Source organism: Sphingomonas sp. PvP018, from assembly GCF_017876865.1.
Classification (GTDB): Bacteria; Pseudomonadota; Alphaproteobacteria; order Sphingomonadales; family Sphingomonadaceae; genus Sphingomonas; species Sphingomonas aerolata.
The window spans coordinates 902257-919795 of sequence record NZ_JAGIOU010000001.1 but is presented as its reverse complement, the minus strand read 5'-3'; the positions used below and the strand labels follow the sequence as shown (position 1 = coordinate 919795).

General features: G+C 65.5%; 17 protein-coding genes. 7 read left to right on the top strand and 10 right to left on the bottom strand.

The window, feature by feature from the left end; all coding sequences use genetic code 11:
- Window positions 1-119: 119 nt before the first annotated feature.
- The 3 genes from J3A66_RS03840 to J3A66_RS03830 all read right to left on the bottom strand — a co-directional run bounded on the left by J3A66_RS03840 (window position 120) and on the right by J3A66_RS03830 (window position 2700).
- A complete protein-coding gene (locus J3A66_RS03840; RefSeq protein ID WP_209567260.1) occupies window positions 120-584 on the bottom strand; it encodes a hypothetical protein in 465 nt (154 codons plus the stop codon).
- A 78-nt stretch (window positions 585-662) separates the two neighbouring features.
- On the bottom strand, window positions 663-2099 hold the full coding sequence (locus J3A66_RS03835; RefSeq protein WP_209567257.1) for an AMP nucleosidase: 1437 nt from the start codon (window positions 2097-2099) through the stop codon (window positions 663-665).
- Window positions 2100-2220: 121 nt separating this feature from the next.
- The gene (locus J3A66_RS03830) at window positions 2221-2700 is read right to left on the bottom strand and encodes a peroxiredoxin (protein ID WP_209567255.1); all 480 of its coding nucleotides are present in this window, start codon (window positions 2698-2700) and stop codon (window positions 2221-2223) included.
- 109 nt (window positions 2701-2809) lie between these two features.
- On the opposite strand from J3A66_RS03830, the gene J3A66_RS03825 reads away from it, so the two are divergent.
- Both J3A66_RS03825 and ahcY read left to right on the top strand, forming a co-directional pair.
- Window positions 2810-3370, top strand: coding sequence for a YqgE/AlgH family protein (locus J3A66_RS03825; RefSeq protein WP_209567253.1), 561 nt, complete (start codon window positions 2810-2812; stop codon window positions 3368-3370).
- A gap of 173 nt (window positions 3371-3543) precedes the next feature.
- Window positions 3544-4977 carry an adenosylhomocysteinase gene (gene ahcY / locus J3A66_RS03820; RefSeq protein ID WP_209567250.1) on the top strand — a complete coding sequence of 478 codons (1434 nt, stop codon included), beginning with the start codon at window positions 3544-3546 and terminating at the stop codon, window positions 4975-4977.
- 110 nt (window positions 4978-5087) lie between these two features.
- Here ahcY and J3A66_RS03815 read toward each other — a convergent pair whose 3' ends face one another.
- Genes J3A66_RS03815 through J3A66_RS03805 form a run of 3 tightly spaced genes read right to left on the bottom strand, consistent with a single transcriptional unit; the run spans window position 5088 to window position 8709 of the window.
- Window positions 5088-6434, bottom strand: a complete 1347-nt coding sequence (locus J3A66_RS03815) for a cell wall hydrolase (protein WP_209567248.1) — start codon at window positions 6432-6434, stop codon at window positions 5088-5090.
- A gap of 5 nt (window positions 6435-6439) precedes the next feature.
- Window positions 6440-7360: a cysteine synthase A gene (gene cysK, locus J3A66_RS03810; RefSeq protein ID WP_031394778.1), complete on the bottom strand. Its 921-nt coding sequence runs from the start codon at window positions 7358-7360 to the stop codon at window positions 6440-6442.
- Window positions 7357-8709 carry an MFS transporter gene (locus J3A66_RS03805; RefSeq protein ID WP_192097404.1) on the bottom strand — a complete coding sequence of 451 codons (1353 nt, stop codon included), beginning with the start codon at window positions 8707-8709 and terminating at the stop codon, window positions 7357-7359. Before J3A66_RS03805 ends, cysK begins: the two co-directional genes overlap by 4 nt.
- Before the next feature lie 218 nt (window positions 8710-8927).
- Between J3A66_RS03805 and pdhA the strand changes: the two genes are divergently transcribed.
- A complete protein-coding gene (pdhA, locus tag J3A66_RS03800) occupies window positions 8928-9977 on the top strand; it encodes a pyruvate dehydrogenase (acetyl-transferring) E1 component subunit alpha (RefSeq protein WP_031394777.1) in 1050 nt (349 codons plus the stop codon).
- Window positions 9977-11401 carry a pyruvate dehydrogenase complex E1 component subunit beta gene (locus J3A66_RS03795; protein WP_183935694.1) on the top strand — a complete coding sequence of 475 codons (1425 nt, stop codon included), beginning with the start codon at window positions 9977-9979 and terminating at the stop codon, window positions 11399-11401. Before pdhA ends, J3A66_RS03795 begins: the two co-directional genes overlap by 1 nt.
- A 49-nt stretch (window positions 11402-11450) precedes the next feature.
- On the opposite strand, the gene J3A66_RS03790 is transcribed toward J3A66_RS03795, so the two are convergent.
- From J3A66_RS03790 to J3A66_RS03780, 3 genes are read right to left on the bottom strand one after another with little or no spacing between them, the layout of a single operon-like run.
- Window positions 11451-12047 carry a TadE/TadG family type IV pilus assembly protein gene (locus J3A66_RS03790; protein WP_209567247.1) on the bottom strand — a complete coding sequence of 199 codons (597 nt, stop codon included), beginning with the start codon at window positions 12045-12047 and terminating at the stop codon, window positions 11451-11453.
- A 56-nt stretch (window positions 12048-12103) separates the two neighbouring features.
- Window positions 12104-12703, bottom strand: a complete 600-nt coding sequence (locus tag J3A66_RS03785) for a TadE/TadG family type IV pilus assembly protein (RefSeq protein WP_051916449.1) — start codon at window positions 12701-12703, stop codon at window positions 12104-12106.
- Entirely contained in the window at window positions 12700-14400 is a 1701-nt protein-coding gene (locus J3A66_RS03780) for a TadE/TadG family type IV pilus assembly protein (RefSeq protein ID WP_183935691.1), read from the bottom strand. The genes J3A66_RS03785 and J3A66_RS03780 overlap by 4 nt, the downstream gene beginning before the upstream one ends.
- Before the next feature lie 75 nt (window positions 14401-14475).
- Here J3A66_RS03780 and J3A66_RS03775 point away from each other — a divergent pair, with 75 nt between their 5' ends.
- Window positions 14476-15186 carry a squalene/phytoene synthase family protein gene (locus J3A66_RS03775; protein ID WP_348633983.1) on the top strand — a complete coding sequence of 237 codons (711 nt, stop codon included), beginning with the start codon at window positions 14476-14478 and terminating at the stop codon, window positions 15184-15186.
- A 79-nt stretch (window positions 15187-15265) separates the two neighbouring features.
- Window positions 15266-15745 carry an EF-hand domain-containing protein gene (locus tag J3A66_RS03770; protein WP_209567244.1) on the top strand — a complete coding sequence of 160 codons (480 nt, stop codon included), beginning with the start codon at window positions 15266-15268 and terminating at the stop codon, window positions 15743-15745.
- Here J3A66_RS03770 and trmFO read toward each other — a convergent pair.
- Window positions 15681-17048: a methylenetetrahydrofolate--tRNA-(uracil(54)-C(5))-methyltransferase (FADH(2)-oxidizing) TrmFO gene (trmFO, locus tag J3A66_RS03765; RefSeq protein WP_209570381.1), complete on the bottom strand. Its 1368-nt coding sequence runs from the start codon at window positions 17046-17048 to the stop codon at window positions 15681-15683. The genes J3A66_RS03770 and trmFO overlap by 65 nt on opposite strands.
- Window positions 17049-17106: 58 nt before the next feature.
- Between trmFO and J3A66_RS03760 the strand changes: the two genes are divergently transcribed.
- On the top strand, window positions 17107-17538 hold the full coding sequence (locus J3A66_RS03760) for a DUF488 domain-containing protein (protein WP_192070461.1): 432 nt from the start codon (window positions 17107-17109) through the stop codon (window positions 17536-17538).
- The last annotated feature ends 1 nt before the right edge of the window (window position 17539 follow it).

The following is a 17539-nucleotide window of genomic DNA, read 5'->3' as shown; positions in this document are numbered from 1 at the left end:
CTTCAGGAAATTGGCGGCGATCCTGTTTCCCCGCGAAGGCGGGGATCCACGGCTGCAAGCGCGCTTTGGGTCTAGCTGGGCCCCCGCATCCGCGGGGGAACAGTGGGGGCCAGGGACGATTATTCCGGGATCGTTCCTTCGTCGGCAATCCCGGCTTCGAACGACTTAGACGAATCCGTACCGTCCGCCTGATGCGCGTGCTTGCCCGCGGGTTTGGGCGGCTTCGGCGTGCTGCCGCGCAACGTCAGCAGCGCTGCGGCAGCGCCAAGCACCGCGACGCCGCCCGCGATCGCGGCGGCACCCCATTTGCCGCCGACCTTGTCGATCGGCTTGGCGACGGGCGGCGGTGTCTTGCGCGCCGATATCGGGCGCGGCGTGCTGCGCTTGGTCGAGCGCGGCTTGGGGGCGGGCTTGGGCTTGCGCGAGACGGGGACCGCCTTTTCGGATGTCGGACTGTCGAGTGAGGGTGCGGCCGGCGCAACCACGGGCTTGGCAGGCTTGGGTGCACTGGCCTTGCGCGGCGCGCGGCGGCGCGTGACGACGGGCTTCTTGGCGTCCGTTTCAGGCGGGTCGGTGTCGGCCACGGCTATGCTCCCTCACAAATGGTCCCGCGGGCGTAACGCATCGGCATGCGATGCGCTCCGAAAATCGCGCGACAGGCGTTACCGGAACGGCGGCTCGTCGAACGCCCGCAGCTTGCGGCTGTGCAGCTTGGCACCCTCCTGGCGAAGCTGCTCGCAGGTTTCGATCCCGATCCGCAGATGCTCGCTGATCGCGCGTTCGTAGAAGCGGTTGGCCTGACCCGGCAGCTTCAGCTCGCCGTGGAGCGGCTTGTCCGAGACGCAGAGCAACGTGCCGTAGGGAACGCGGAAGCGATAGCCCTGCGCGGCGATCGTCGCCGATTCCATGTCGATGCCGACCGCGCGCGACAGCGAGAACCGCAGCGCCGATTTCGAATAGCGCAGCTCCCAGTTGCGGTCGTCGGTGGTGACGATCGTGCCCGTCCGCAGTCGGCGCTTCAGGTCCTCACCCGACTGGCCCGAGACGATCTCGGCGGCCTTGGCCATCGCCACCTGGACTTCGGCGATCGCGGGGACGGGAATCTCGGGCGGGAGCACATCGTCGAGCACATGGTCGTCACGCAGATAGGCATGCGCGAGCACATAGTCGCCGATCCGCTGGCTGGGACGCAGACCGCCGCAATGCCCAATCATCAGCCAGGCCTCGGGACGGAGCACCGCGAGATGGTCGCAAATCGTCTTGGCGTTGGACGGGCCGACGCCGATGTTGACGAGCGTGATCCCGGTGCGGTCGTCCGCCATCAGGTGATAGGCGGGCATCTGATGCCGCCGCCATGCGCTGTCGGAGATGATCTTGTCGATATCATCCCCGGACGTGATCGTGATCCCGCCCGCACCCGACAGCGTCGTGAACCGGCTGCCTTCGCCGAGCTGCGTGCCCGCCCAGCGAACGAATTCATCGACATAGCGATGATAGTTCGTAAACAATACGAAGCGCTGCGCGTGTTCGGCAGGGGTGCCCATGTAATGGCGCAGCCGTGCGAGACTGAAATCGGTGCGCAAGCCATCGAACAGCGCGAGCGGACGGGTGTCGTCCTGCGCCACCCACAGCCCGTCGGCGATCTCGTCGCCAATATGCGCGAGCTCGGTGGCGGGAAAGAATCGTGCGAGCTCGGTCGCAGAGACCTCGTCGAGGCTCAGCGCGTGGCCGGGGTCGATGACATAAGGGAAGGGGATCTCCTGCCGCCCTTCGACGGCCTCGACCTCGACGTCGTAGTCTTCGATCAGGAGCGTCAGCTGTTCGGTCAGATAGTCGGCGAAGATCGCGGGCTTGGTCACGCTGATCCGGTATTCCCCGGGATTCACCATCCGCCCGAACGAGCGGAGCGGCGTGGGGCGGTCGATGCCGCCTTTGTAAATCAGCCGGATTTCTGGATAGGCGAACGAGCCATCGCTGCGGCTTGCCGGATCGGGCACGGTGCCGTCGGCGATATAAACGCTCATGGCGGACTGAAGCCGCGCAACGGAGGCGCGGTAGAGGCGGTCGAGTTCGGCGACCAGGTCGGATGCGATTGTCATCGCCCAGTGTTACGCGGGCGAGATTACGGAGGCAAGACTACCGCGCGTGCCACGCCAGCTCCGTCATTCCCACGTGCGCGAGGATGACGGAGCGCGACGTTCAATCAGGCGCGCGACGCGATCAGATCTCGCTGAGCAGGTGCTCGGCGGAGCTCACCTTGAACTCGCCGGGGGCCTCGACGTTGAGCTGCTCGACGACGCCGTCATTGACGATCATCGAATAACGCTGGCTGCGCGTGCCCATACCGAAGCCCGAGCCGTCCATCGTCAGGCCGACCGCCTTGGCAAAATCGCCATTGCCGTCCGCGAGCAGTGTAATGTCGCCGGCACCGGCGGACTTGCCCCACGCGGCCATCACGAACGCGTCATTGACCGAGGTGCAGGCGACCTCGTCGATGCCCTTGGCCTTCAGTGCGGCTTCCTTTTCGACGAAGCCCGGCAGGTGCTTGGCCGAGCAGGTCGGGGTGAAGGCGCCGGGGACCGCGAAGAGCGCGACCCTGCGGCCTGCGAAGAAGGTCTCGGACTCGACCTGATCGGGGCCGTCCGAGGTGGCCTTGACGAGAGTGGTGTTGGGAAGCCGGTCGCCGACGCTGATCGTCATGGAAATTCTCCTGTCGCCGCGAGATCGTCCCGGGCGGACGGTACCTCGTATGGGAGGCGCGCGATTTCAAGCGTGGCGGCGGAGCCGTCGCGACGCTATGGTCTAGGGCATGGACAAGACGGCTTTTCTTTCCGGGCAACTCCTCCTTGCGATGCCGGGGATGAGCGATCCGCGGTTCGCCCGCGCGGTCATCGCGATGTGTAGCCACGACGAAAACGGCGCGCTCGGGATTGGTCTCGGCGCCACCGTGGACGGTCTCGGCTTTCACGACCTGCTCGAACAGTTCGAGATCGCACCCGGTGATGCGCCCAATGCCCCGGTGCATTTCGGCGGGCCGGTCGAACCCCGTCGCGGCTTCGTCATCCATTCGTGCGACTGGGGCGGGCAGGGCACGATCGAGGTCGCAGGTCTCTGGGCCTTGTCGAGCACGATCGACGTGCTCCGCGCGATCGCGGAGGGGAAGGGACCGTCGCAATGGGTCGTCGCGCTCGGCTATGCAGGATGGGACAGCGGGCAGATCGAGGGCGAACTCGCGCGGCCGGGCTGGTTCAACGTCGCCGGCGCTGCCGATCTCGTGTTCGACACGAACGCGGATGAGCGCTGGAGCAGGGCGTTCGAGCGGGCCGGGGTCGACCCGCGGCTGCTGGTGGCGGATACCGGCACGGCGTGACGATCGCCGCGCGCATCCGCGGGTCAAGATGACATTCTAGCGCGGCGGAGACCGTCTCGGGCATCATATAAAGATATCTTTATATTTGATTTGAGCGGCCCGTTCCTCTATGCGGCCCTGCATCCGGCACGGGCATGAGGCCCGCCGATCAAAGATTTCCAGGAGATATCCTCGTGGCCACCACGCTCGCGCCCCAGAAGACGGACGGCAAGACCGATTACGTCGTCGCCGACATCAGCCTTGCCGATTTCGGCCGCGCCGAGATCAACATCGCCGAAACCGAGATGCCGGGCCTGATGTCGCTCCGCGAGGAATTCGGCGCCGCGCAGCCGCTCAAGGGCGCGCGCATCACCGGTTCGCTGCACATGACGATCCAGACCGCGGTGCTGATCGAGACGCTGACCGCACTCGGCGCCGACGTCCGCTGGGCGACGTGCAACATTTTCTCGACCCAGGACCATGCCGCCGCCGCGATCGCCGCGACGGGCGTGCCGGTGTTCGCGATCAAGGGCGAGACGCTCGCCGATTACTGGAACTATGTCGGCGACATCTTCTCGTGGGATCGCGACGTCGAGGGCCAGACCGCCAACATCATCCTCGATGACGGTGGCGACGCGACGATGTTCGCACTCTGGGGTGCGAAGCTCGAAGCCGGCCACACGATGCCCGAGCCCGAGAACGAGGAAGAGGTCGAGATGCAGCGTGCGCTGAAGGCGTATGTCGCGAAGAACCCCGGCTATCTGACCGAGACCGTGAAGAACCTGAAGGGCGTTTCGGAAGAGACCACGACCGGCGTTCACCGCCTGTACGAGATCGCCAAGAAGGGCGAACTGCCGTTCCCCGCGATCAACGTCAACGACTCGGTCACCAAGTCGAAGTTCGACAATCTCTACGGCTGCAAGGAATCGCTGGTCGACGCGATCCGTCGCGCGACCGACGTCATGCTCGCCGGCAAGGTCGCCTGCGTCGCCGGTTTCGGTGACGTCGGCAAGGGTTCGGCCCAGTCGCTCCGCAACGGCGGCGCACGCGTGATGGTCACCGAAGTCGATCCGATCTGCGCACTGCAGGCGGCGATGGAGGGCTTCGAGGTCGTGACGATGGAAGACGCCGTGAAGCGTGCGGACATCTTCTGCACCGCGACCGGCAACGCCGACGTCATCACCGCCGATCACATGAAGGCGATGAAGCCGATGTCGATCGTCTGCAACATCGGTCACTTCGACTCGGAGATCCAGATCGCCGCGCTGTCGAACTATGACTGGACCGAAGTGAAGCCCGGCACCGACCTCGTGAAGTTCCCGGACGGCAAGCAGATCATCGTCCTGGCGAAGGGTCGCCTCGTGAACCTGGGTTGCGCCACCGGCCACCCGTCGTTCGTGATGTCGGCCTCGTTCACCAACCAGACGCTCGCGCAGATCGAGCTCTGGACGAAGGGTGAGAACTACAAGAACGAAGTCTATGTCCTGCCGAAGCATCTCGACGAGAAGGTCGCAGCGCTGCACCTCGAGAAGCTGGGCGTGAAGCTGTCGCAGCTTACCCCGAAGCAGGCCGGTTACATCGGCGTGCCCGTCGAAGGCCCGTTCAAGCCGGATCACTATCGCTACTGATCGCCCACGCGATCTGAAGCGGAAAAAGGCCGCGTCTACCGAAGGGTGGACGCGGCCTTTTTCTTTTTGGATCTGACTGTTGCGCGGCGACTGGTATGCCAGTCTTTCCGTTACATCTCGGTCGCTTGCGGTGCTTTCCTGACGTCCGGCTTCAACGCCGGGGCTGTGGCCGCCGCTGGCGTGGCGGGCGTCTTGCGCCGCACACCGTCGAGCTCCTGTGGCGCATCCGCCGGGGGTGCTGCCTTGTCCGCCGCCGCGGGGGCCGCGCGCAGCGTCTGTCGCGGGCGCATGCATTGCGATGGATCGGGTCGGCGGACCTGCTGGCAGTTCCACAACGCCTTTTCGTAATCGGCCGAGCGATCGCGCAGATAGCTGAACGTGATCGCCGCGCTCTGTGCCGGCGTCAGCGGCGTGGACGTTGCGGCCTTGGTTTTGTCGGACCATGCCATGAACCGGCAAAAGGCACGGTCGCCGCAGGCGATCGTCGCTAGCGTCGGGTAGGCGTTTGGGAGCACGCCCGGCGAGAAGGTCATCAGCACGGTATCGCCCTCGGCGGTCGCGAAGGGCGTCGAGGCGGCGTTCGCGCCGTCACCGGCGACCGCGTCATCGCCCAACACGAAGCCGAGCGCGGCAGATGCCTCGGCTATCGCGGCATCGGCCTCTGACAGCGCGGCGGCGGTGCGGTGCGCATCTGAAATCGGCGCGAGCTGCGCGATGACCGGCTCGCCCTGCTCGGGCGCACGTCGGAAGGCCGGGGGTGTGCCCCACCAGCCCGACCAGCGGAAGAACAGGTGCGATCCGACCGCGACGATCTTGTCGAGGCTCGATTGCCAATAGGGGACGACCCAGTCGGTGTGGTAATGCGTGGCATAGCCGACCGGTCGATAGACATTGCCCGACAATGCGGCGGTCGCGACGCTGCGCGCCCGGCGCCAAGCGTCCTCGGAGGGCTTCCATCGACGCAGCGCGCCGTCGCAGCTGAAGCTGAACTGGCATCCCGTCGCGCGCGTCTCGCCCTCGAACACGACCCCGCAGACGGTCTTCGGAAAGGCGGGATGACGCAGGCGGTTGAGCACGACCTGCGCGACGGCGCGCTCGCCGACCGTGTCGTCCCCCGCCTCGTACAGCGTTCCCGCCGCGAGGCAGTCGGTCGCGCGTGCGAGGTCGTCTGCGGTACCGGCGAAGCGGAACGGCCGGGCAGCGGGGTTCGGATCGGTCGAGAACGGCACCGTGGCGTTGAACGCCCGCGCATCCTCGGGCGCGAGATCGACGAACCGGACCGGCTCGACGGGGGGCAGCTCCGCCTGCGGCACGACGCGCTGCTTCGGCATCGCGGCGCGCGCCGAGTGCGGTAGCGCCGGGGGATTGGTCACGACGAGCGTCGGTCCGACGATCGCCGCTGCCGCGATCGCGAGTACCGACACGCGCAGATAAACGGCGCCACGCGCATCGGTCATCGTCGTCACTGCTCCGGAAGGAAGTCCGGCACGGACAGATAGCGCTCGCCGGTATCATAGTTGAAGCCGAGGACGCGGACGTCGTCGGGAAGATCAGGGAGTTTCTGCAGGATCGCGGCCAGCGTCGCGCCCGAGCTGATCCCGACCAGCATGCCCTCTTCGGCCGCCGATCGGCGTGCCATGTCCTTGGCGACCGCGGCATCGACCTCGATCACGCCGTCGATCGCCTGGGTGTGGAGATTGGCGGGGATGAAGCCTGCGCCGATGCCCTGGATCGGATGCGGGCCCGGCTGGCCACCGGCGATCACCGGCGAGGCGGCGGGCTCGACCGCATAGACCTTCAACTCGGGCCAGTGCGCCTTCAGCGCCTCGGCGACGCCCGTGATGTGGCCGCCGGTGCCGACGCCCGTGATGATCACGTCGATCGGCGTATCCCGGAAATCCTGGAGGATTTCCTGTGCTGTTGTACGGACATGCACGTCGATGTTCGCAGGATTTTCGAACTGCTGCGGCATCCAGGCGCCGGGCGTTTCGGCGACGCGCTCGCGCGCGCGTTCGATCGCGCCCTTCATGCCCTTCTCGCGCGGGGTCAGGTCGAAGGTCGCACCATAAGCGAGCATCAGACGCCGACGTTCGACGCTCATGCTCTCGGGCATCACGAGGATCAACTTGTAGCCCTTGACCGCTGCCACCATCGCCAGGCCGACGCCGGTGTTGCCGCTGGTCGGTTCGATGATCGTGCCGCCGGGCTTGAGGTCGCCGGCCTTTTCGGCGGCCTCGATCATCGCCAACGCAATACGGTCCTTGATCGAACCGCCAGGATTCGACCGTTCGGATTTCACCCAGACTTCGGAATCGGGGAAGAGCTTCGACAGGCGGACGTGCGGCGTGTTGCCGATCGTGTCCAGGATCGAGGAGGCTTTCATGGCTTGGCTTCTCCGTGCTGTGGTTCGGTCTCTAGGATCTCGGGGGGATCAAAGGTCTTCGCCGCCCCGAGTTCCGGGAACAGGCGCGCCCAGCCGATCGTGACGGCAATAGCACCAACCCCGCCGAACACCACTGCGCCGACCGGGCCGAGCAGCGATGCCATCACCCCGCTTTCGAATTCGCCGAGCTCGTTCGAGGCCGAGATCGTCAGTTGCGACACCGCGCTGACCCGGCCGCGCATCACGTCGGGCGTGTGGAGCTGGATCAGCGACTGGCGGACATAGACCGAGATCATGTCCGCCCCACCCGCGACGATCAGCGCGACGAGGCTGAGGACGAAGGCAGGATGAATGGGGAACCCCGCAACCGTGCCGGGGGTGAGCCCGATCAGCTCGACGATCGGCGTTGCGACCCCGAAGGTGAGGATCGCGATACCGAACACGATCACCGCGACCAGCATCTTGACCCCGACATTGCGCGACATCGGTCGAATCGAGAACCAGATCGCAGTGACCGCGGCACCGATCCCCATGCCCGCGGCGAGCACGCCGAGCCCCTGCGACCCGACATGCAGGATATCGCGGGCATAGACCGGCAACAGCGACGTGGCACCCGCCAGCAGCACTGCGAACAGATCGAGCGTGATCGTCGCGAGCACGAGCCGGTTGCGGCGGACATAGGTAAAGCCCTCGATGATCCGCGCGAGGGGGCGATGGTCGGTCTGCGCGGCGGGCTGTGCCACCGGGCCGATCAGGAACATGAACACCAGCGCGACGAGGAAGAGCAGCGTCGCCACGCCGTACGCGACCTCGGGATGGATCGCGTAGAGCAGCCCGCCGACGCTCGGGCCTGCGATCGTTCCGACCTGCCACGCGATCGAACTGATCGCGATCGCGGTGGGGAGCACAGCCCGGGGCACGAGATTGGGCGCGAGCGCCGAATAAGCCGGGCCGGAAAAGGCGCGCGCGACGCCGAAGGCGACCGCGGCGGCGAACAGCGCGCCGAGCGTGAGATGGCCGGACCATGTCAGCAGCCAGAGCGTCGCGGCGGTGAGCACCAGCAGCGTGGTAGTGCCGCGGACGATCCAGCGCCGGTCGAAGCTGTCCGCGACGAGCCCGGTGATCGGGGTCAGCAGGAACAGCGGCACGAACTGCGCAAAGCCGATCATCCCGAGCATGAACGCCGCCTGGCGGATGTCCATCGTTTCGCGCGCCAGGTTGTAGACCTGCCAGCCGATGACGATCGACATCGCGCTCACCGCGATCGTGCCGGCGAACCGCGACAGCCAATAGGCGCGAAAATTGGCGATCCGGAAGGGATGCTGATGCGGGTCGATCGTCGGGTTCATTGTCCCGGGCTTTAGGGGGTCGGGCGCGGGAAGGGCAACCGGAGCTTTGCTTGGGGCGGGGATAGGGGCGGGGGCCACAGCCCGCGAGTCGGGCACGACGGATCGAGGCTCGCGGGACAGTCGCAGAATCGCATACCCCAGACGGGAATTGATGTTCGGCCCCGTCCGCGCCTATAGGCTGCGGCAACTCCCCTACGGAAAACGAGGTTTCCCACATCGTGGCCAAAGCCCCCCCAGCACGTGCAATCGCCGAGCCCCCGATCACCAACCGTGAACGGCCGGCCGAACCCAAGCCCTATGAGGCCAGCAAGGACGAGCTGCTCGCCTTCTACAAGCAGATGCTGCTGATCCGGCGTTTCGAGGAAAAGGCGGGCCAGCTTTACGGTCTCGGCCTGATCGGCGGCTTCTGCCATCTGTACATCGGCCAGGAAGCTGTCGCAGTAGGCCTGCAGTCCGCGCTCGACGGCGAGACCGATTCGGTCATCACCGGCTATCGCGACCACGGCCACATGCTCGCCTACGGGATCGACCCGAAGGTGATCATGGCCGAGCTGACCGGGCGCGGCTCGGGCATCTCGAAGGGCAAGGGCGGGTCGATGCACATGTTCTCGACCGAGCATAAATTCTACGGCGGGCACGGCATCGTCGGCGCGCAGGTGTCGCTGGGCACCGGCCTCGCGTTCAAGCACAAATATTCGAACGACGGCGGCATCTGCATGGCCTATTTCGGCGACGGCGCCGCGAACCAGGGCCAGGTGTATGAGAGCTTCAACATGGCCGAGCTGTGGAAGCTCCCGATCATCTTCGTGATCGAGAACAACCAGTACGCCATGGGTACGAGCGTCAATCGCGCCTCGGCCGAGGACCAGCTCTATCGCCGCGGCGAATCGTTCCGCATTCCCGGCATCCAGGTCGACGGCATGGACGTGCTGGCGTGCCGCGGGGCCGCCGAAGAGGCGATCGCCTGGGTCCGCGCGGGCAAGGGCCCGGTCATCCTCGAGATGAAGACCTATCGCTATCGTGGCCACTCGATGTCCGATCCGGCGAAATACCGTACGCGTGACGAGGTCCAGGCGGTCCGCGACAAGTCCGACCCGATCGATCACATCAAGAAGTTGCTCGACGAGCAGGGCGTGACCGAGGCGGACCTGAAGTCCATCGAACAAGAGATCAGGAAGACCGTGAACGAAGCCGCCGATTTCGCCGAGCAGACCCCCGAGCCGGATGTCGCCGAGCTCTACACCGACGTTCTGGTGGAGTCGTACTGATGGCGATCGAGATCAAGATGCCCGCGCTCTCCCCGACGATGGAAGAGGGCACGCTCGCGAAGTGGCTCGTCAAGGAAGGCGATAGCGTCAAGTCCGGCGACATCATGGCCGAGATCGAGACCGACAAGGCGACGATGGAGTTCGAGGCCGTCGACGAGGGCACGATCGGCAAGATCATGGTCGCCGAGGGTACCGACAATGTGAAGGTCGGCACCGTCATCGCGACGCTGCTCGAAGAGGGCGAAAGCGCCGACAGCGCGCCGACCGAGGCGCGTGCGGGCGAGGCCGCCAATGCCGCGCCGAAGGAGACGCCGTCGGACGACAAGGCGCCGCCGGTTCCCGAAGGCGCGTCGCCTGCGAAGGCCGAGAGCGGCACGCAGCAGCTCGTCGCCTCGGCCGAGAAGGTCGGCAAGGCGGACCCCGCGATTCCCGAGGGCACCGAGATGGTCAAGACGACCGTCCGCGAAGCGCTGCGCGATGCGATGGCCGAGGAAATGCGCGAGGACGACCGCGTCTTCGTGATGGGCGAGGAAGTCGCGCAGTATCAAGGCGCGTACAAGGTGACGCAGGGGCTGCTCGACGAGTTCGGCGAGCGCCGCGTGATCGACACGCCGATCACCGAATACGGCTTTGCCGGCATCGGTGCAGGCGCGGCGATGGGTGGCCTCCGCCCGATCGTCGAGTTCATGACCTTCAACTTCGCGTTGCAGGCGATCGATCACATCATCAACTCGGCGGCCAAGACCAACTACATGTCGGGCGGCCAGATGCGTTGCCCGATCGTGTTCCGTGGTCCCAACGGTGCCGCGTCGCGCGTCGGTGCACAGCATTCGCACAACTTCGCGGCCTGGTATGCGAGCGTCCCCGGCCTGATCGTGATCGCGCCCTATGACGCGGCGGATGCCAAGGGCCTGCTGAAGGCGGCGATCCGCACCGACGATCCGGTCGTGTTCCTCGAGAACGAGCTGATGTACGGCCGCAGCTTCGACGTCCCCAAGCTCGACGACCATGTCCTGCCGATCGGCAAGGCGCGCATCGTCCGCGAGGGCAAGGACGTGACGATCGTCAGCTACTCGATCGGTGTGGGCATCAGCCTCGAGGCAGCCGAGAAGCTCGCCGAGGAGGGGATCGACGCGGAGGTCATCGACCTGCGCACGCTGCGCCCGCTCGACACCGACACGGTGCTGAAAAGCCTCGCCAAGACCAACCGCATGATCATCGTTGAGGAAAACTGGGCAACCTGCTCGATCGCGTCCGAGATCGTGTCGGTGGTGATGGAGCACGGCTTCGACGACCTCGACGCGCCAGTGCTGCGCGTGACCAACGAAGACGTGCCGATGCCCTATGCGGCGAACCTCGAAAAGCTGATGCTGGTCGATGTCGCAAAGGTCGTCGATGCGGCGAAGAAGGTGACGTACCGGTAATCAGTGAGCTGTTGCTGATCGCTCCGACCGGGTGCACCGGTCGGAGCGATCATGCTGCGTAGGTCGAGCACAAGCTCGGCGTTACTCCCGCAACGGCGGCTAAAGTCTGATCGTTGCGTTCTCGCACATTGTACACCGCTTCGGCGCGCAGGATCGGAGCGCCGAAAAACCGCTGCGAGACGAGCGGCTGATATTTGTAGGTCACCTCGATGAAGATCAGCGCGGTTCCGGCGACCGCCGTAATCTTGCGACTGGCCAGTCCCATATATTGCAGGCTTGCATCGGCCTTGCCCTTGTCCTGCAGGCCATAAGCCGGCTGCGAGGCACTTGTGTTCAGCGCCCCCGTGCACCGCTGCCAACGGATCCACTGTCCCGCCTTCGTGCCGGTCTGACCATTGGGTTCGACGCTCGAAATCACGACGCGGCCGTTATCGGCAAAGTCGATATCGGTCCCTAGCAACTTCGGGCTGAGCAGGACCTCGTTGACATCGGCCTCGTTGATCGAATCCCGCACGCGTGCGACGTTGTCGGACGCGGTCGTGGCGATCTGGTTGACGCGCATCTTGGCGATCGACATGTGCGTCAGTTCGGCGCCGGCGAGACCCAGTGTCAGCAGGAACGGCGCAACGATCGCAAATTCGATCATTGCGAGTCCGCGCGTGTCCGCGAGAATTCCTGGCCTTGCGGTGCGGTCCGTCCTCGTCATGGCTTGGTACATACGACCGTCGGTGCCGCACGCGAGGTAAAGGGCTGGTTTCGTACCAGCGTCGTTTCCGTAACTGTCCGGGTGCGCGTCCAGCCCATCAGCGGTCCGACCGGCGTCAGATTGGGGTATCTCACCGTCGCTGTGTAGAAGATGACGTCGTCCGCGCTACCGACACCGTCATCGCCCGGCGTCGCGTCGTAAATGCCATTGTTGTTCGCATCTTCGAAACAGTCCCCGAGATTGAACGTGCCGCGCGGGTCCGTGTCCGACGTGATCTTCTCGGGCTTGCCGACATTCGAGAAGTTGTAATAGCGGCGCGTCGACACGGTGACATATTCTGCCGGGACGACGGCGCGGACCTCGGCCTTGATCGTTGCGCTCACGTTGGCGGCGGTCGTGTTGCCGACCGTGGTCAGCCGTGATGCCTTTGCGAGCGCGCCCTGTACCATAGCCTCGACATAATTCTGATACCCGACCTCCAGGATCATCATCAGCAACCCGATCAGTAACGGTACGATCAGGGCGAATTCGACGATTGTTGCGCCCGCGACGTCTGCCGCAATGCGCCACCTTGCCGGCGCTAATCGCGCGATCACTGGCTCACCCGTAGCGATCCGACCTTGGTGCCGATTTCCTTAAACTTCTGGATGAGCGCGGCGGACGTGGTGATGCCTGACGCCATGGAAGGCTGTGTCGCGCAATCCCGCATGTCGTTGGTCAGCGTGGTCGAAAACGCAATGACGTACAGCTGGATACCCTGCGCCCTGGCAGCATTGCAGGCCATGCGAAATCGCTGGAGATGGCGCGACAGCTGCGCTGCGGCGAGCTGAGTGGTATTGCCCGTCGTCGTTCCCAGCACGCGCTTGTCGCGCTCTTCCGCGCCATAGGTCGTATAGACGTCCAGGTATGGCGACAGGTCGCCGTCGGTCATGAAGATCATGAACTTCCTGACCGAGAAGCCGCGAAGCTTTCTTGGATTGTCCGGATCGCTCTGATTGTTCGTTTCGGGCGTTGCCGATGCGAAGATGCCGTCCGATGAGATAAACCGGGCGCCCCATATCATGCCGATATCATGATAGGTGCCGCCAAGCGGTTGCAGATCATTGAGGTATTTCATGAAGCCGGCCTTGTCGCCGTAGTATTCCTTCAGGCGGCTGGCCTCGCTGGCGCAGTATTTCGGATCGGTATAGATGGCGCGCCGGTCGGGATCGAATTCCGTCTCGGGCCACCACGGCGCCCAACGGCTGGCGTCCGAGTTCGGCAACCGGTTGATGTCCAGGTCCCACGCGTCCGACGGTGCCGTCGTCAGCGATCCGCCGTCGATCGTCGTGTTGTTGGTCTGGCGCTCCTCGATGCATCCGGCCCATTTCGATGTCGCCGTGCTGGGCGATCCGCCAGGCGTCGGTACCGATGCGCCCGTCTTGAACGTCGCGGTGTTCAGCGTCGCCTGCTGGTAGGTCCAGTAGTTCGAGCAGACCCCCCAATAGCTTGAATAGCTGCCGTCATACGCGTTGCACCAGTTCAGCGAGCTGTAGACAGGTCCGCCGGTTCGGGCCCGCGTCTGATAGGGTGCGCTGTTGCGGATATAGCTCGCATCCTTGGCATAGACGAGCCTGCCGACATTGACCGTCGCATTATAGGGCACAAAGCCATAGCGAAGCCTGAGGTTGTTGTTGTGCAGCTGGTTCTGTGCAGACTCCAGGGTGTCATAGAGGGACTCGGACGCATCGCGCAGCGCCTGCATCTTCGATCCGGATTGTTCGATCTCGCCGCAGGCGTCATTGGGGCGGCTCGTCGGGCAGTTCATCGATCCCGACATGTCGAGGACGAGCACTACGTCCGTACCGACGAAATCCTGCGTCGCCGCGCAGGTGATCGACAGGGGCAAGGTGTTGAACCCGAAGATTTTCATCACGGTGGTCGGTATCGCGGTCGTCGCGGTGATCCGGACGGTACCAACGGCGGGAACGGTGACCACGGGAGTGAACGGGGTCGTGTCGAAGGCCCCGCTGGGGAAGTTGAAGTTGAAATAGTTTCTGGCTTCGGTTTCGACGTCGCTCGTCAATGTCGGGCCCGCCAGCAGGCGGCGCGCCGCCAGCGAGCCCGCGTCGCAGGCTTGCTGCAGCCGGTCACGCGCGACATAGGCACGTGACATGTCCAGCCCGGACCCGACCATGGCCAGCAGCGGCATGATCGCGAAGGCGACGATCACCAAAGTGTTGCCTTTGACGTTCCGTCGAAGACGCGCGAGGAACGTCAGCGCTGCAAATTTCGGGGCAATCGTCTTGGCCATGAATGTCCCACTGGATCTTGATCGCGCACCCATGCCCGGCAATCCGGTAAGCCCGGCTCAAGAGATATGGTTAACGTGATCGGGGGGCGTGCCCTGCGCCGCGTTCGCAGCTATGGCAGCGCGATGGTCGACCCTGCCAACATACCCAATCCCGAGCGCGCGCTTGCCCTGAGCTACGCCCCGGCCTCGACCCGGCCCGGGCTTGAGGCGCTGTTCGCGCTCGACACGGCGCTCGGCACGATCCTCAAGACGACGCGCGAGCCGATCGTCGGGCAGATGCGGCTGACCTGGTGGTATGAGGCGCTCGGTCGGCTCGACACCGCGCCGCCGCCGGCCGAGCCCGTGTTGCAGGCGCTCGCACACCATGTCGTGCCGCAGGTCGGCGGCGCGACGATCGCGACGATCGCCGAGGGGTGGGAGGCGCTGCTTGAAACGCCGCTCGACGATGCAGCGGTCGAACGCTTTGCCCGTCTGCGCGGCGGGCAGCTGTTCGCGGCGGCGGCATCTTTGCTGGCGGTGTCGGACGATCGCATCGCGGCGGCGGGCGAGGGATGGGCGCTGGCGGATCTGTCGCTGCGGCTGTCGGATCCGCAACGCGCGGCAGGCGTGGCCGCGATGGCGCGCGGGCGGCTCGACAGGGCGCTCCACGGCCGCTGGCCACGACGCGCACGATCGCTTGGCGCACTCGCGCTGCTGGCGCGGGCCGATCTTACCGCGCCGGAGCAACCGGCCGGCAGCCCGAAGCGGGTCGGCCGCCTGCTGCTGCACAGACTGGTCGGATACTGACCGGTTCGTTTGAGATCACCGCGCTGCAGGACTAGCGTTGCGCCTGGACGGGGACGTCCGGGGGTGGGGGAGACCGGGGATGTGGCGATACCTGACAGGTGGCGCGGCGCTGATCGCGCTGATCGGTGCGGCGATACTGGGTTTTGGCGGCAAGGTGCGATCCGGCCCAGTGCTGGCACCACAACCGACCGCGCAGGCGCAGACCCAGGCACAGGCGGACGGCGGGACCGACCCCTTGCCGCGCATCGCGCCGCGCGCGACCGATGCGACGCGCGAACAGCGGCGATTTCAACGGTATGACAAGGATCGCGACGGTGCGGTGACGCGCGACGAATATCTGGTCGCGCGGCGCAAGGCCTATACGAAGCTCGACGTCGATGGCGACGGGCGGCTGTCGTTCGACGAATGGGCGGTCAAGGCGACGACCAAGTTCGCCGGTGCGGATGCGGACAAATCGGGCGCGATGACCGCGCCCGAATTTGCCACCACCGCGGTCAGGCGGAAGCCGTCGTATCGGGCTGCCTGTCCGCCGGTTCCGCCGTCGTCTGAGGAGAGTTGAGCCACGCCGCCAGCGCCGCGCGACCACGATCGGTATACATCCGCTTGCGATCGGTTTTCTTGGTGCGGCCGGGGATCGGCGGGAACAGCCCGAAATTGACGTTCATCGGCTGATAGGTCTCCGCCTCTGCGCCACCGGTGATGTGGCCGAGCAACGCGCCGAGTGCGGTCGCAAAGGGCGGCGGCGTCAGCGTCTGGCCGGTCAGTTCGGCGGCGGCGAACCGGCCCGCGAGCAGGCCGATGCCGCAGCTTTCGATATAACCCTCGCACCCCGTGATCTGCCCGGCGAAGCGGATGTTCGGCCGCGATTTCAGCCGCAGCGTCGCGTCAAGCAGCTCGGGCGAGCGGATGAAGGTGTTGCGGTGCAGGCCACCCAGCCGTGCGAACTCCGCATTCTCCAGGCCCGGGATGGTCCGGAACAGCCGGACCTGATCGGCATGTTTCAGCTTGGTCTGGAAGCCGACGATGTTCCAGAGCGTGCCCTGTGCATTGTCCTGACGGAGCTGGACGACCGCATAGGGCCAGCGCCCGGTCTTGGGGTTGTCGAGCCCGACGGGCTTCATCGGGCCATAGCGCAGCGTGTCGACGCCGCGCTCCGCCATCACCTCGATCGGCATGCAGCCGTCGAAATAGGGCGTGTCCTTCTCCCAGTCCTTGAACGGCGTCTTCTCGCCATCGACCAGGCCCTGATGGAAGGCGAGATACTGGTCCTTGTCCATCGGGCAGTTGATGTAGTCCTTGCCCTCGCCCTTGTCCCAGCGCGAGGCGAACCACGCCGTCTCCATGTCGATCGAGTCGCGGTGGACGATCGGCGCGAGCGCGTCGAAAAAGGCGAGTGCCTCGCGGCCGGTCTCGGCGCCGATCCCGGCGGCGAGCGAGGCGGCGGTGAGCGGGCCGGTGGCGATGATCGTCGGGCCGTCGGGCAGCGCGTCGATACGTTCGCGGACGAGCGTGATGTTCGGATGCTGGTCGATCGCCTCCGTCACGCTGTTCGAGAAATTGTCGCGGTCGACCGCGAGCGCGGAGCCCGCGGGGACGCGGTGGATATCGGCCTGACGCATGATCAGCGAGCCGAGCGTGCGGAGTTCCTGATGGAGCAGGCCGACCGCATTGCTCTCCGCATCGTCGGATCTAAAACTGTTCGAGCAGACGAGTTCGGCGAGGCCGTCGGTCTGGTGCGCGGGCGTGGCTTCGCCGCTGCCGCGCATCTCGGAGAGGCGGACCTTGAGGCCGGCTTCGGCGAGCTGCCAGGCGGCTTCGGATCCGGCGAGGCCGCCGCCGATAACATGGATGTCGTGGGTCATTCCCGCCAGATAGCGCCGGACGCTTGCCGTGTCAGCGGTCCAATCCCACTTCGTTCTCATGAAGATCTTCACGATCGGCTATGAAGCCACCACAATGACGGACTTTCTCGCGGCGCTGACGCAGGCCGGGGTCGAGCGGGTGATCGACGTCCGTGCGCTACCGCTGTCGCGTCGGCCGGGATTCTCGAAGACGTCGCTTGCGGCGTCGTTGCACGAGGCGGGGATCGATTACACGCATCTGAAGGCACTGGGGACGCCGAAGCGCGGGCGCGATGCGGCTAAGAAGGGTGACGTCGCGACGCTGACCGCGGTGTATGACGAACAGCTCGAACTGCCCGAGGCGCAGGCGCAGGCGGCGATCATGCTCGCGCTCGCGGCGGAGAAGCCGAGCGCGCTGCTGTGTTACGAGCGCGACCCCTGCCATTGCCACCGGACCCTGCTGTTGCAGGCGGTGGGCGAGGGGGCCGAGGTGGTGGACCTGTTTACGTGAT